This is a genomic window from Agrobacterium sp. LR_9 (genome assembly GCF_041954855.1).
In the GTDB taxonomy this organism is placed as follows: Bacteria; Pseudomonadota; Alphaproteobacteria; order Rhizobiales; family Rhizobiaceae; genus Agrobacterium; species Agrobacterium leguminum.
On sequence record NZ_JAVAYA010000008.1, the window covers coordinates 102,638 to 116,467 of the forward strand.

12 protein-coding genes are annotated in these 13,830 nt (G+C 61.4%); 1 reads left to right on the top strand and 11 read right to left on the bottom strand.

Annotated features, from left to right (window positions below):
• Nucleotides 1–148: 148 nt before the first annotated feature.
• From RAC79_RS11895 to RAC79_RS11945, 11 genes are all read right to left on the bottom strand, one after another.
• The gene (locus RAC79_RS11895; RefSeq protein WP_374997032.1) at nt 149–1,276 is read right to left on the bottom strand and encodes a Gfo/Idh/MocA family protein; all 1,128 of its coding nucleotides are present in this window, start codon (nt 1,274–1,276) and stop codon (nt 149–151) included.
• Between the two features lie 235 nt (nt 1,277–1,511).
• Nucleotides 1,512–2,324: a 5-deoxy-glucuronate isomerase gene (gene iolB / locus RAC79_RS11900; RefSeq protein WP_080857918.1), complete on the bottom strand. Its 813-nt coding sequence runs from the start codon at nt 2,322–2,324 to the stop codon at nt 1,512–1,514.
• Nucleotides 2,325–2,513: 189 nt separating this feature from the next.
• On the bottom strand, nt 2,514–3,422 hold the full coding sequence (gene iolE / locus RAC79_RS11905) for a myo-inosose-2 dehydratase (RefSeq protein WP_374997033.1): 909 nt from the start codon (nt 3,420–3,422) through the stop codon (nt 2,514–2,516).
• A gap of 1 nt (nt 3,423) precedes the next feature.
• On the bottom strand, nt 3,424–5,250 hold the full coding sequence (gene iolD, locus RAC79_RS11910; protein ID WP_374997034.1) for a 3D-(3,5/4)-trihydroxycyclohexane-1,2-dione acylhydrolase (decyclizing): 1,827 nt from the start codon (nt 5,248–5,250) through the stop codon (nt 3,424–3,426).
• Nucleotides 5,247–7,163, bottom strand: a complete 1,917-nt coding sequence (gene iolC / locus RAC79_RS11915) for a 5-dehydro-2-deoxygluconokinase (RefSeq protein WP_374997035.1) — start codon at nt 7,161–7,163, stop codon at nt 5,247–5,249. The genes iolD and iolC overlap by 4 nt, the downstream gene beginning before the upstream one ends.
• Before the next feature lie 208 nt (nt 7,164–7,371).
• Nucleotides 7,372–8,187 (bottom strand): MurR/RpiR family transcriptional regulator, encoded by an 816-nt coding sequence (locus RAC79_RS11920; RefSeq protein WP_003519830.1) that lies wholly within the window; start codon nt 8,185–8,187, stop codon nt 7,372–7,374.
• 273 nt (nt 8,188–8,460) lie between these two features.
• Complete coding sequence (locus RAC79_RS11925) at nt 8,461–9,177, bottom strand: ABC transporter ATP-binding protein (protein WP_003519829.1); 717 nt, start codon at nt 9,175–9,177, stop codon at nt 8,461–8,463.
• Entirely contained in the window at nt 9,158–9,922 is a 765-nt protein-coding gene (locus RAC79_RS11930; RefSeq protein ID WP_374997036.1) for an ABC transporter ATP-binding protein, read from the bottom strand. The genes RAC79_RS11925 and RAC79_RS11930 overlap by 20 nt, the downstream gene beginning before the upstream one ends.
• The gene (locus RAC79_RS11935) at nt 9,919–10,926 is read right to left on the bottom strand and encodes a branched-chain amino acid ABC transporter permease (protein ID WP_065655353.1); all 1,008 of its coding nucleotides are present in this window, start codon (nt 10,924–10,926) and stop codon (nt 9,919–9,921) included. Before RAC79_RS11935 ends, RAC79_RS11930 begins: the two co-directional genes overlap by 4 nt.
• 1 nt (nt 10,927) lies before the next feature.
• The gene (locus tag RAC79_RS11940; RefSeq protein WP_374997037.1) at nt 10,928–11,791 is read right to left on the bottom strand and encodes a branched-chain amino acid ABC transporter permease; all 864 of its coding nucleotides are present in this window, start codon (nt 11,789–11,791) and stop codon (nt 10,928–10,930) included.
• 90 nt (nt 11,792–11,881) lie between these two features.
• Nucleotides 11,882–13,054, bottom strand: a complete 1,173-nt coding sequence (locus RAC79_RS11945; protein ID WP_374997038.1) for an ABC transporter substrate-binding protein — start codon at nt 13,052–13,054, stop codon at nt 11,882–11,884.
• Nucleotides 13,055–13,431: 377 nt separating this feature from the next.
• On the opposite strand from RAC79_RS11945, the gene RAC79_RS11950 reads away from it, so the two are divergent.
• Nucleotides 13,432–13,803: a hypothetical protein gene (locus RAC79_RS11950; RefSeq protein ID WP_174040501.1), complete on the top strand. Its 372-nt coding sequence runs from the start codon at nt 13,432–13,434 to the stop codon at nt 13,801–13,803.
• Nucleotides 13,804–13,830 lie beyond the last annotated feature (27 nt).

Below are 13,830 nucleotides of genomic sequence, written 5' to 3' on the forward strand. Positions count from 1 at the left end.
ACGCCCGTCACCCCGGACTAGATCCGGGGTCCAGCATGATCAAGTCTTTGATCGCGAAATACTCCTCTCACGGCGCAGACGCGCCGTGGCTGGATACCGGCTCAAGGCCGGTATGACGGAGGAGACGTTTTCGCCCTTTGTGGGCGTTCTATTCCGCAATCTCCGCGCTTCCCACCCATCGCCCTTCGGCAAATGATCGCGCCATGGCATGAATGCTGCGCTCGATCTTCAGCCCTTCCTCGAAATCGATGATATGGGCCTTTTTCCCCTCGATTGCCGCGATCAGTTCCCGGCATTCGATCACCTTCAGATCGTTGAAGCCGAGGCCGTGGCCGGGGGCGGGGATGAAGCGGTCATAGGGCTTGTGGTGCGGCGCGGTGAGGATTGTTCTGAAACCCTGCTCTTCCGGGCGTCCATCCGTGGTGTAGAGCTGGAACTCGTTCATCCGTTCCTGATCGAACAGGATCGAGCCGGTGGAACCATAAATCTGGATGGCGATGCGGCCCTTGCGGCCCCAGGCGGAACGGTTGGCGATGAGCACGGCGGAAATGCCGCCTTCGAGCTTCAGCAGCACGCTGGCGAGGTCATGTGTTTCGACGGCGCGGTCGCCACCGCCGGCAAGCGGCCGGGTCTCATAAGGTTTCACCATGTCGGTAATGGCGCTTTCGGCATGGCCAAAAAGGGCGAAGAGCAGTGACAGCGGGTGCACGGCGAAATCGTCCAGCGCGCCATAACCGGAGGAAGCTTCGCTCTTCCAGTAGAAGGGCTGGGTGGCATCCGCCATGAAGTCCTCGTCCATTTCGGCGCGGACGTGATAGACCCTGCCGATGGCGCCTTCGTCGATCAGCCGGCGGATATGGCGGATGACGGGGTTCTGAATGTAGTTGTAGCCCATTGCCGCCGCCTTGCCGGAACGGCGGGCCGCATCGCGCATCTTCACCGCGTCAGTAAAAGCGGGCGCCATCGGCTTTTCACACCAGACATGTTTGCCGGCCTCAAGGGCGGCAATGGCCATTTCCGGGTGGAAGGCATTGGGCGTGGTGACCGAAATCACGTCGATCTCGGGATCGGATAGCAGGTCGCGCCAGTTGCCTGTCGAGCGGGCAAAACCGAACTCGGCCGCTTTCTTCGCGGCCAGCTCGGGGTTGACTTCCGCCAGCGTCACGAGACGGGGGCGTTCCACATCGCCGAAGACGCTGGTGACGTTGTTCCACGCCAGCGCGTGGCATTTGCCCATGTAACCGGTGCCGATAAGGCCCACGCCAAGAGCGGCCATGGTATTCTCCTCCCGAAATTATTTGAATTAATTCAATTGTTTGGATGCGTTGGTTCAGCTCCAACGCAGAGTCGAGACGTACCTCCGCAGACCCCTCATTCCTGTGCTTGTCACACGAATCCAGCCGACGCGCGTCGCGCGACGGAAAGACTCCTTCCAGCCCAAGGACTTGGGCTGGCTGGATCCCTGTGACAAGCACAGGGATGAGGAGGCGGCGGTGTTTGCCTGAAATGCCTTACGGATTATCCCGCTTGAAAATCCAGTCGTGATCCGGGTGGTTCTTGAAGCGCCATTTGCGCATCGGCCCCGCCATCACGTTCAGATAATACATCTCGTAACCATAGGGCGCGCCGCAGGGGTGGTGGCCTTTGGGCACCAGCACGACATCGCCGTCCGACACCGCCATGGTCTCATCCAGCGAACCGTCTTCGGTGAAGACGCGCTGGAAGCCGAAACCCTGCGCCGGGTTGAGGCGATGATAATAGGTCTCCTCCAGATAGGTCATATCGGGATAGTTATCCTCATCATGCCGGTGCGGCGGATAGGATGACCAGTTGCCCGACGGCGTGAAGACCTCCGTTACCAGCAGGCTGTCGGCCACATCGCGCTCTTCCATGGCGATGGGGAAGATGTAACGCGTATTGGCGCCCTTGCCACGCTCGGTGAGCTGCACGCCATTGGGGCCGATCTGCTGCGCCTCGCGGCTGCCTTTTTCGCCGGGTGCGGTGCAGACGCCGATGGTGCAATCCGTTGTGGCGGTCAGCGACCATTCGGAGCCGGCCGGAACATAAACGCAATGCGGCGGCTTGCGCTCGAACACATTCATGCGGTCGCCGAGTTCACCGAAGTCCTTACCGCCTGCGGAAATCGTCGCCTTGCCTTCCACCAGCACGAGGATGACTTCCGTATCGCCGGTGTTTTCCGCCGCCGTCTCGCCCGGCTTCAGGCGGTAGAGGCCGAAACCGACATAACCCCAATCCGCGCTTTGGGGCGTGATATCGTGCACCTTGCCGCTGGTCGCGACCGGCTTGCGCAGAAGTGAGGTCATGGTGGTGTTCCTTTTTGGTCAGTCGTTCGTCGGTTCTTGCCGTCTCGTCACCCCGGCCTTGAGCCGGGGTCCAGCCGACGCGCGTCCGCGCGGCGGGGACAACTCTTTTCAGCCCAAGGACTTGGGTGGCTGGATACCGGCTCAAGGCCGATATGACGGGCGGGATATGCCGCCCGTTATCGGTTCAGCTCAAGCAGCCTGAGCCTTGTCCAGCCCTGCTTCGCGCGCAAAAGCCTTCAGCGATTTCAGCCCGAGGCTCTGATATTCGAACGGGTTGCGCACGTCGGGGTCCTGCTCGGCCTCGATCACCAGCCAGCCGCTGTAACCATGCTCGGCCGCCACCTTCAGCACCGGCGGAAAGTTCACGCCGCCTTCGCTGTCGCCGGGAACGGTGAACACGCCGCGGCGCACGCCTTCGAGGAAGGAGAGCCGCTCACCCCGAACCTGATCGGCAATGGCAGGGCGCACATTCTTGGCATGGATATGGCCGACACGACCCATGTATTTCTGCGCAACGCGCACGGGATCGCCGCCGCCGAACAGGCAATGGCCGGTATCGAGCAGGAGACGCGTCTTCGGGCCGGTGTGTTTCATCAGGAGATCGATTTCCTCTTCGCTCTCGACCACCGTTCCCATGTGGTGGTGATAAACGAGGGTGATACCCTGTTCTGCGGCAAAGGCGGCCAGCGCCTCGACGCCCGCGCCGAATTTCGCCCAGTCCCCGGCCGCAAGGCGCGGACGGTCGACCAGCGCCTTGTTGTCATCGCCATGGATGGCATTGGAGGTCTCGCAGACGATGATGACCTTCGAGCCCATGGCTTTCAGCAGGTCAAGCGCCGGCTGCATCGCCTTCTTTTCGGACTCGATGTCGTCGGTCAGAAGGTTCAGCGAATGCCAGCCGGAGACGAAGGAGAGGCCGCGCGGCGAAAGCACGCCCTTCAGGCCTGCCGGCTCGGTCGGGAACTTGTGGCCCTTCTCGATGCCGTCGAAACCGATCTTGGCGGTTTCATCGAGGCATTGTTCGAGGCTGATATGCGCGCCAAGCGTGCGGTCGTCGTCGTTGGACCAGGCAATCGGGTTGGTTCCGTAACGGATCATCTTACTGTCTTTCCTTGACATGGTTTTCATAACGGACGCGGGCCGGGCCGATTTCGGCGCGGTCGGAAACTTCAGGCACCGCGACATCCCACCAGTGACCGCCGGCCTGCGGCGTCGGGTAAGGGTCGGTATCGATAACGATGACGGTGGTGCGGCTGGAGGCACGGGCTGCCGCAAGTGCCTCTTCCAGCTCGGTAATGGTGGAAACCTTGCGCGCATCCGCCCCCATAGAGCCCGCATGGGCCACGAAATCGATGGCGATCGGGTTGACGTTGGTGTGGGCGTAGAGGTTGTTGAACTCCGCGCCGCCGGTTTCCATCTGCAGCCGGTTGATGCAGCCGTAACCGCGATTGTCGGTGATGACGAGCGTGATCTTCACGCCCATGGCAACCGATGTCGCAAGCTCGGAATTCATCATCATGTAGGAGCCGTCGCCGACCATGACGATCACGTCGCGGTCCGGTTCCGCCATCTTGATGCCGAGGCCGCCGGCCACTTCATAACCCATGCAGGAGAAGCCGTATTCCATGTGATAGGAGAGCGGCAGCTTGGATTTCCACAGCTGGTGAAGCTCGCCCGGCATGGTGCCTGCGGCGCACATGACGACGGTATTGTCGTGCGACTGGCGCTGCACCGCGCCGATGACCTGCATGTCGGTGGGCAGGCTGTTGGCATTGTCCTCGCCCGGCGCTGCCGTATCGGCATCGGCCTTTTTGAACCATGCAGCCTTGAGACCGGCATCCGGCGCCGCAAAACGGTGGCTGCCGAGTGCTGCGGAGAGTTTCTCAAGCCCGATCTTCGCATCCGCCGTCAGGCTGATCGCATCGTGCTTGGCGCTGTCATAGGGCTGAACGTTAAGCGCCAGGATTTTGCGGTTCGGGTTCTTGAATAGCGCCCAGGAGCCGGTGGTGAAATCCTGAAAACGGGTGCCGACACCGAAGACCAGATCGGCCTTCTCGCTGATGATATTGGCGCTTTCCGCGCCGGTGACGCCGACGGGGCCGAAATTCAGATCATGGTCCCAAGCGACGGCCGATTTACCGGCCTGCGTTTCGACGACGGGAATGGAATGGGTTTCGGCAAAGCGCTTCAGGGTTTCGGTTGCGCCGGCAAAATGCACGCCGCCACCGGCAACGATGATCGGGTTCTTCGCCGCCTTGAGCGCAGCGACGGCTTCTTCGAATTCCACCACATCCGGCTCGGGGCGGCGCTGGCGCCAGACACGCTTTTCGAAGAAGCTGACAGGGTAATCATAGGCCTCCGCCTGCACATCCTGGCAGAAGGCGAGCGTGACGGGGCCGCAATCGGCAGGGTCCGTCATGGTGCGCATCGCGCGGGGAAGCGCGGTCAGCAATTGTTCCGGCCGCATGATGCGGTCGAAATAACGGCTGACGGGGCGGAAGCAGTCATTCACCGTCATCGTGCCGTCGCCGAAATCTTCCAGCTGCTGGAGGACGGGATCGGGCCCACGATTGGCGAAGACGTCGCCGGGGATCAACAGCACGGGAAGGCGGTTGACATGGGCAAGGGCGGCGGCCGTCACCATGTTTGCCGCACCCGGGCCGATGGAGGAGGTGACCGCCATGGCGCGGCGGCGGCGCAGCTGCTTCGAATAGGCGATGGCCGCATGGGCCATGGATTGCTCGTTCTGGCCGCGATAGGTCGGCAGTTCGTCGCGGATACCATAAAGCGCTTCGCCGATGCCGGCGACATTGCCATGGCCGAAAATGGCCCACATGCCGGCGATGTAGGTTTCGCCATGTTCATTCATCTGCGCTGCCAGGTAACGAACCATGGCCTGCGCAGCCGTCAATCTGATTGTCTTCACGCTGCCTCTCCCTTTTTGGCGCGCGCCTCATCCCAAATGCGGCACAGGCTGGTATAGCGCTGCGCCATATCCCTGACCGCTTCCTCATCGGTCATCTTGCCACCGAGCCAGCTGCGGGCGGCATCCGCGAAAATCGTGCGGCCAACGGCGAAACCTTTGACCAGATCGAAACCGGCGGCAAGGCGGAAGCTCTCTTCCAGCTCGCTTTGCGGCGCGTCGAGACCGAGAACGACGATGCCCCGCACGTAAGGATCGTTGCGATGCACGGCGTCGCAGGCGTTTTTCCAGGCCGCGCGGGTCTTCATCGGCTCCAGCTTCCACCAGTCGGGATAGACGCCGATCTCGTAAAAGCGCTCGATGATGCGGGCGGCGGTCAAATCGTCGGTCGGGCCGACCTTGGAGGGAATGACCTCCAGCAGCATTTCCAGGCGGTTGCGGCGTGTCGCCTGGAACAGACGCATGACCGTCTCTTCCTGCGTGGCGCGCATCTCATCCGTATCGTCGGGATGATAGAAACACAGAACCTTGACGACATTTTCAAGCGGCCATTCAGAAAGACCGCCGAAATCCTTGCCGAGATCGGGTTCCAGCGTCAGTGGGCGCGAACCCGGCCATTCCACCGGGCGACCGATCCACAGGCCCGAGCCGCTGGCGGCAAACAGGGCGTCACGTCCGAGACGGCCGTCGCAGAGAATGCCGTAACCCGGCCTGTCGCCTGCAACATGCTGTGCGGCCTGAAGGCAGAGTTTCTTGAAAGCGCCGATCTGCTCGTGCTTGACGCCAAGCTCGTCGGCGATGGCTTCCAGCTGCATGCGGTGATCGAAGGCGAAGACGCGCATCGTGTCCCAGTCGCCCTTGCGGTTGGTCGACCAGTGCACCTGCTCCAGCGCCTCGTCCTTGCGCAGCGCCTTGTTGCGAATGCCGGCCTTGAAGAAATATTGCAGCTCTTCCCAGCTTGGATAGGCGGGCGTGCAGCCATGGCGGGAGACGGCGAAGGCGCCGCAGGCATTGGCATATTTCAGCGTTGTCGGCCAGTCCTCGCCGCGCAGCCAGCCGCGGAACAGCCCGGCCATGAAGCCATCGCCGGCACCGAGAACGTTGAAGACCTCGATCGGGAAACCTTCGCCCGTCTCGCCATCGTCGAGGCTGGAAGGAATGTCGCCGGCGAAAACCGAAGCGCCCATCGGCCCGCGCTTGCACACCAGCGTCGCATTCGAAACCTTGCGCACCGCATTCAGTGCAGCCAGCGTATCGGTGGAGCCGCCGGCAATGTGGAATTCCTCTTCCGTGCCGACGATCAGATCGAAGAGATGCAGGGTGGATTGCAGCTTGGCGGTCACCTTCTGCGATTCCACGAAACGGCTTTCGCCATCGCCATGGCCGGCCACACCCCAGAGGTTGGGCCGGTAATCGATATCGAGCGCGGTCTTCGCGCCATTTTCGCGGGCGAGTTTCAGCGCCTTCAGCACGGCCGCTTCCGTCTTCGGATGCGACAGATGCGTGCCGGTGGCGCAGATGCAGCCGGCCTCGGCAATGAAGGCTGGATCGATGTCGTCTTCGCTGAGCGCCATGTCGGCGCAGTTTTCGCGATAGAAGATCAGCGGGAACTGGTTCTGGTCACGAATGCCGAGCAGCACCAGCGCGGTCAGCCGCTCCGGATCGGTCTTCACACCGCGCACATCGACGCCTTCGCGCACCAGCTGTTCACGGATGAAGCGGCCCATATGCTCATCGCCGACACGGGTGATGACGGCGCTGTTGAGCCCGAGGCGCGCAGCGCCGGCTGCGATATTGGTGGGAGAGCCGCCGATATATTTGGCAAAGGAGGCCATGTCCTCCAGACGGCCGCCGACCTGCGAACCGTACAGATCGACAGACGAGCGCCCGATCGTGATGAGATCAAGTTTTTTCAAAAGGTTCCTCCTTAGCACCGCACCTCGGTACGGTCTGCCTCACATGTCTGGAGCGGCATTCAGGCGACGATCGCCCGCATCTTTCGCCATCCCGCTCCGATGAGCCTCCTCCGCTCATTTTCGTTCGTCACGAGACGGACGATTATGGAATGCCCGTTTCATGGATTTGGATCATAAATTCTATTTTTTCCGTTTTCAATAAAAATATTCAGGCTGTTTTGCGAGTTCCCACAGCCACGGCCAGCGTAATGGCCAGACAGAGCGTGGCGGAAAGCGAGCGGAACGCGCCGAAATCGATCTCGGTGACGGTCAGCAGCGTCGCGCCGGATTTCCGCAGCGGATTGACGGCGGAATCGGAGAGCGCCACGACCGGAATACCGTTGGCGCGGGCGTTTTCCGCCAGCTCCAGCGTTTCTGCGGAATAGGGAGAAAAGGTGATCGCGATCAGCGCGTCGTCACGGGAAATGGCGCTGATATTGCCGAGCCCGCCGACCGCACTGTGCAGAACCGCCGGCACCTTCATCTTCTCGAAGGCGTAAGCGAGATAGCTGGCAATGGGGAAGGAGCGCCGCAGACCGATGATATGCACGGTGCGCGCCTTCGCCAGCGCCGAAACCGCCTCGTCAAGCTGGCGGGTATCGACCGATTTCAGCAGCATTTCCAGCGAGGAACGGCCGGCCTCCACGAATTCGGCAAGCAGGCCCGATGCGCTTTCATCGCCCTTTTCCCGCAGATGGTCGAGTCGCGTGGCATAATCCGGCCAGCCGCCGACATAGGAATCGCGGAACAGCCGCTGCATTTCCGAAAAGCCGGAAAAGCCCATGATCTGGCAAAAACGCATGAAGGCCGAGGGCTGCACGCCAGCCCCTTCCGCCATTTCGGCGACGGTGGAAACGGCGATGCGATCCTGATTGGAAGCGACATAATCGGCGCATTGCCGCAATCGTTTCGGCAAACCCTCCGCGACCTGGAGCAGTCGCTCCTCAAAAGCCTTTACGGATTCTGGCGCCTCGATTGCCGTCATTGTCGTTCCTTTGTGCAGACTGAAATCGTGTGCACTTTAACTGCAGTGGAATTTTTATTCCATTGGGTTTTTTGAGGAAGGGCAAATGAGACGGCGGGTGCTTTGTGTGATCGGTCACCCTCCGTCATTCCGGCCTTGAGCCGGAATCCAGCCGGCGCGCGTCTGCGCGGCGCGAAGTGTCTTTTCACCCCAAGGACTTGGGGTGGCTGGATACCGGCTCAAGGCCGGTATGACGAGATTATATATGTGAACGCGCAACGGCGATGCGTTGGCTCAATGCAGCCCGCCAACCCCAAGATGCGTATCGATAATATCCGGGTTCTCCGCAAGGTCGCTCGACGGCCCTTCCCAGACGATGCGGCCGCGTTCCATGATGATGGCGTGGTCGGCGAAGTCGATGGCCATCTGGATGCGCTGTTCGACGAGGAGAATGGTCATTTCGCCGGATTGGGCGAGTTTGGAGAAGGCGGCCATCAGCTCCTCGCAGATGACGGGGGCGAGGCCTTCGAGCGGTTCGTCGAGAAGCAGCACGCGCGGTTGGCCGAGAATGGTGCGGGCGGTGGAGAGCATCTGCTGTTCGCCGCCCGAAAGTTGCGAGCCGAGATTGCGGCGGCGCTCTTTCAGGCGCGGAAACAGCGTGTAGGCTTCCTCAATGGCCGATTTCGGCCGGGCCTTGAGGCCGACGAACAGGTTTTCCTCAACGGTGAGGGTGGGAAAAACATCGCGGGTCTGCGGCACATAGCCGAGGCCGGCCTTGGCGCGGGCGGCACTCGGCAGGGCCGCGATGTCCTGCCCGCCGATGCGGATATCGCCGGCGAAGCGTTTCGTCTGGCCGGCCAGCGTGGCGAAGAGGCTGGTCTTGCCGACGCCGTTGCGGCCGAGAACCGCGAAACGCGAGCCCGACGGCACGGAAAGCGACAGGCCCTCGATGACGCGGGTAGGGCCATAACCGGCGGTGAGGTTGACGATTTCAAGCGGCGCTGCGGGCATCGGCGTAACTTCCCAGATAGGCTTGGCGGACTTCCGCATTGCTGGTGACGTCTTCAGGTGAACCGTCGAAGATGACGGCGCCTGCGGCGAGTACCACCACACGTTTGGCGAAACGGAAGACCAGATCCATGTCGTGCTCGATCATCAATATCGCGAGATCGGCCGGCAGCCGGTCGAGCGCCTGTTCGATGCGCGCGGTTTCCGTGGAAGGCACGCCGGCGGCCGGTTCGTCGAGCAGCAGGATTTTAGGGCGAAGCGCCATGGCAAGCGCGATCTCGATCAGCCGCTGCTGGCCATAGGCGATTTCACGCACCCTTGTTTCGGCCAGGGCCGTGAGGCCAAGCGTGCCGAGAATGTCGCGGGCTTCGCTCATCACCGCAGGCATGGCGCGGTAACGGCCGAAAATCCGGCCCGTCCTGCCTTCGCGCTGGAGAATGGCGAGCGCCACATGTTCCTCGGGCGTCATGTCCTGAAACAGCCGCGTGACCTGGAAGGAGCGCACAAGGCCGCGCTTCACCCGCTGACTGGCGCTGAGGCCGGTCACGTCTTCGCCGGCGATGCGCACCGTGCCGGCCGAGGGCTTGATATTGCCGGTGACGAGATTGACGAAGGTGGTCTTGCCGGCGCCATTGGGGCCGATCAGCACCGTGCGGTCTCCCGGCGACAGCGACAGCGAGACATTATTGGTGACGACGAGGCCGCCGAAATTTTTCTTGAGGCCGGAGACTTCGAAAATGGCGCTCATTTGCGACCTCCACGGATGCGCGCAATGATCTGCTCACCCGCGCCATAAAGCCCGCGCGGCGCAAAAAGCACGACGGCAATCAGCAGCAGGCCGACAATGGTGAGCCAGTGGAACGGATTGGCGGCGGAAACGACATCCTCGAACCACATGAAGGTAACAGTGCCGATCAGCGCGCCGTAAAGCGAACCCGCGCCGCCGAGCACCAGCATGACCAGCGCTTCGGCCGAAAGCGTGAAGCTGAGGCTGTCGAGGCCGACGACCTGGGTGGAGATGGCATTCAGCGCACCGCCAATGCCGGCGACGATGCCGGATATGACGAACATCTTCAAAATCGTGCCGTTGACGGCGCCGCCCATGGCCTGAATGCGGATGCTGTCCTGCTTGACGCCGCGGCACAACATGCCAAAGGGCGAGTTGACCACCACCCTGAGGGCGAGGAAGACGACGAGCAGCAGACAGACGCCGTAAATATAGGCGGTGCGGCCGAAAAGGTCGAATTCGAAGGTGCCGAACAGCGCGTCCGGGGAAACGCCGGCAAGACCGTCGCTGCCGCCCGTCCAGCCCGATGCCTTGTTGGCCGCCTCATGAAACAGGTGGATGACGGCGATGGAAAGAACGAGCTGCGGCAGGCCGTGGGCGCGCAAGAGAACCGTGCCGGAGACCAGCCCGGCAACGCCGCCCGCGCCTGCGCCGATCACGGTCATCAGCAGCGGATCGGTAATCTCGAAATGGGCGGCGGCGATGCCGGCGGCATAGGCGCCTGCGCCGAACAGCGCGGCGTGGCCGAGCGTGGCGACACCGCAATAGCCGGTAACGAGATCGATCGATAGCACGAGAAGCGCAATGGCGATGATGCGGGTCAGAAGCGCCAGATTATCCGGAAACAGGTAATAACCGGCAATGGCGGCGATAATGATGAGGAGCGGCCCTGCAAGCGTGCGCAGCGGCGAGCGCGCCTTCGGGATCTCTGCCGTTTCAGTCACGTCGTTCATGAGCACCGCCATCTCATTTCGCCCTTCCGAGAAGGCCGCGCGGGAACAGCGTGATGATCACGATGACCGCCAGGTAAAAGAAGAATTCGCCATATTCGGGCGCGAGATACCGCCCGGTCGTATCGATGGCGCCGAGCAGCAGGCAGGCGATCAGTGCGCCGGGAATGGAGCCCGCGCCGCCGACCGAGACCACCACGAGGAAGGTCACCATATAACGCAGCGCATAATAGGGTTCGACCGGCAGCAATTCCGCGCCGATGACGCCGCCCATGGCGGCAAGGCCGACGGCGATGGCGAAACTGACGGCATAGATGACCTCCGTGCGAACGCCGAGTGCGGCCGCCATGGCGGCGTTATCGACAGCAGCGCGCAGCTTGATGCCGAAGGCGGTCTTTTCGAAGGTGAACCACAATGCACCGGCAACGGCCAGACCGCAGGCAATGGCGAAGACGCGGTGGGTGGCGATGGTGCGGAAGCCGAGATCGGTGGGGCCGGCCAGCTGCTGCGGCAGCGGAATCGTCTTCAGCGTCGGGCCGAAGACGAAATTGGCGATGCCGATGATGCAGAACGTGATGCCGATGGTCATCAGCACCTGTGTCAGTTCCGGCGCGCCATAGATGCGGCGATAGAGAAAACGCTCAAGCGGAATGGCAATGACGATGGTGCCCACGATGGCGACGAGGATCGCCACCGCGTAACCGAGGCCGAGGCCATGGGCGGCATAGGAGGCGAGATAACCGCCGATCATGGCGAAGGCGCCATGCGCCAGATTGACCACCCGCATCAGCCCCATCGTCACCGAAAGGCCGATGGAGATGATGAACAGGACCATGCCATAGGCAAGCGCATCGACAAGGATGCTGAAGACCGTCTGCATGCTGAAAAATTCCTCCCGGTGCTGCAATGCCCATCCGGGCCGGAGACGGGCCGCTATTGGCGGCCCGACAACGTCTTTTAAAAGCTGCCGTTACTTCGCGGCGGCGAGGCCCGGATCGCCCTGTTTTTGGAAGGTCTGGACTTCCTTGTTGTAATAATTGCCGTCATCGCCCTTGGCCACTTCGCGCAGATAGATGTTCTGCGTGATGTGGCGGCTTTCCGGATCGATGCTGACAGGGCCGCGCGGGCTTGTCCAGGAAAGACCTTTCACCGCGTTCACCGCCTTTTCCGCATCCTGTTTGCCGCCGGTGGCCTCGATCATCTTGCTGATGACATACATGCCGTCAAAGGCGCCGACGGAAGGGAAGGAGAGCTCCTTCGGGTTGCCGATCGCCTTGGCGGCGGCCTCCACGAAGGTCTTGTTCTCAGGGGAATCATGCGAGACGGCGTAATGGAAGGTCGTCTGCATGCCGAGCGCGGCTTCGCCAAGCGCCGGCAGGTCGGATTCCTGCGTCAGATCGCCCGGTGCGAAGAGCTTGACGCCTGCGGATTTCAGGCCGTTATCGTTGAAGGCCTTGACGAAGCCGAGCGTGGTCGGGCCTGACGGCAGGAAAGCGAAGACGCCCTGCGCGCCGGAATCCTTCACGCGCTGCATGATCGGGCTGAAATCATTTGTGGAAAGCGGCATGCGAATGCTTTCGACAACCTCGCCGCCGGCGGCGGTGAAGGCCGCCTTGAAGGCGTTCTCGGCATCGACGCCCGGACCATAATCGCTGACCAGCGAGATGACCTTTTTCACGCCGCCATCAAAGGCCACCTTGGCGATGGGGGTGGAGGTCTGCCAGGTGGTGAACGAGGTGCGCACCACATAGGGGCTTTTCGTCACGATGGCCGAGGTGGCGGCATTCATGATGACCATCGGCACGTTGCCCTGCTTCAGCAAAGGCGTGACGGCCATGGCGTCGGGGGTGAAATAAAAGCCGGCAAGATATTGCACGCCTTCCTTCACCACCAGCTCCTGCGCCAGCGCCTTGGACTGCGCCGGATCGGCCTGCGGCACGTCGCGATAGACGACTTCGACCGTATCGTCGCCGACCTTGTTGCCGTGAAGGGCGAACCAGGCATCGATGCCGGCCTTGAAGTTCTTGCCCTGCAGCGCGAAGGGACCGGAGAACGGACCGACCACGCCCACCTTGATCGTATCGGCATAAGCGGCAGTACTGAAGCAGATGGCCGCGATGGCGGCGGTGATCCGTAATTTCATGATTTCCTCCCAATTGATCCGTGGCTCCCATCCACCGATCCAGGCTGCCAGATTGATGAGTGCGGTGGCCAAAGTAAAATGAAATAAGGGGGGTGATAAATAACCTGACGGTTATCAATACCCGTCCCGCCGGGTTTGTCTCATGCGAGATCGCACAATAGTGATCATCCCGTGATTCTCAATGTATAGCGCCGCCGCAGCCATCACGACCGGTGTTTTCGCGGCGCGTGGTATCGAAATGCTTCCTCATGAAAACCAGCTTTTGTGGCATGTTTCGAAAATGACGGTCATACTCGCGCAAGCCTCGTGCCTTAACCAGTTCTAAGGGGATTGTTTGTAGCCTCGCGAAGCATATTGTGAACTTTATTTGGTGTCTGATGGGCGAATATCAAAATAGAGTTGTTGAGTTGATGCGAGATCGCCTTGGCGAAAGTATACTCAACAATAAGATCGAGCGCCGCGAAGCATTTCTTCGCAAGGCGCTGGCGCTGTATCACGTCATGGGCGGAGACGCGCAAGGCATGCACGCTGCGGTGGAGGATGTGATCAACCTGCAAAAGCCGAGTGTCGATGTCGCTATTGGCGACGTGATGCATGAACTGGCAGCAATCGGTCACGTCGCCGATCTCGATATTATTCAGGCCGGGTACAACAAGCTTGATGCCGCTAATCTGCATATTCTAAGCAAGGGCAAGAGGCTTTTGCAGAAGCAGCGGGACCAAAAACTCGCCAGCACGGCGGGAAAATAGGCCGCCCACCGAGGGCGGCCCGCAATA

Excerpts from the sequence above, each read along its gene's own strand:
- RAC79_RS11925 (WP_003519829.1), bottom strand. The coding sequence starts at position 9,177 with ATGCCCGCAGCGCCGCTTGAAATCGTCAACCTCACCGCCGGTTATGGC.
- iolE (WP_374997033.1), bottom strand. The coding sequence starts at position 3,422 with ATGATCCGTTACGGAACCAACCCGATTGCCTGGTCCAACGACGACGAC.
- RAC79_RS11920 (WP_003519830.1), bottom strand. The coding sequence starts at position 8,187 with ATGACGGCAATCGAGGCGCCAGAATCCGTAAAGGCTTTTGAGGAGCGA.
- RAC79_RS11895 (WP_374997032.1), bottom strand. The coding sequence starts at position 1,276 with ATGGCCGCTCTTGGCGTGGGCCTTATCGGCACCGGTTACATGGGCAAA.
- RAC79_RS11930 (WP_374997036.1), bottom strand. The coding sequence starts at position 9,922 with ATGAGCGCCATTTTCGAAGTCTCCGGCCTCAAGAAAAATTTCGGCGGC.
- RAC79_RS11935 (WP_065655353.1), bottom strand. The coding sequence starts at position 10,926 with ATGGCGGTGCTCATGAACGACGTGACTGAAACGGCAGAGATCCCGAAG.
- RAC79_RS11940 (WP_374997037.1), bottom strand. The coding sequence starts at position 11,791 with ATGCAGACGGTCTTCAGCATCCTTGTCGATGCGCTTGCCTATGGCATG.
- iolB (WP_080857918.1), bottom strand. The coding sequence starts at position 2,324 with ATGACCTCACTTCTGCGCAAGCCGGTCGCGACCAGCGGCAAGGTGCAC.
- RAC79_RS11950 (WP_174040501.1), top strand. The coding sequence starts at position 13,432 with ATGGGCGAATATCAAAATAGAGTTGTTGAGTTGATGCGAGATCGCCTT.
- RAC79_RS11945 (WP_374997038.1), bottom strand. The coding sequence starts at position 13,054 with ATGAAATTACGGATCACCGCCGCCATCGCGGCCATCTGCTTCAGTACT.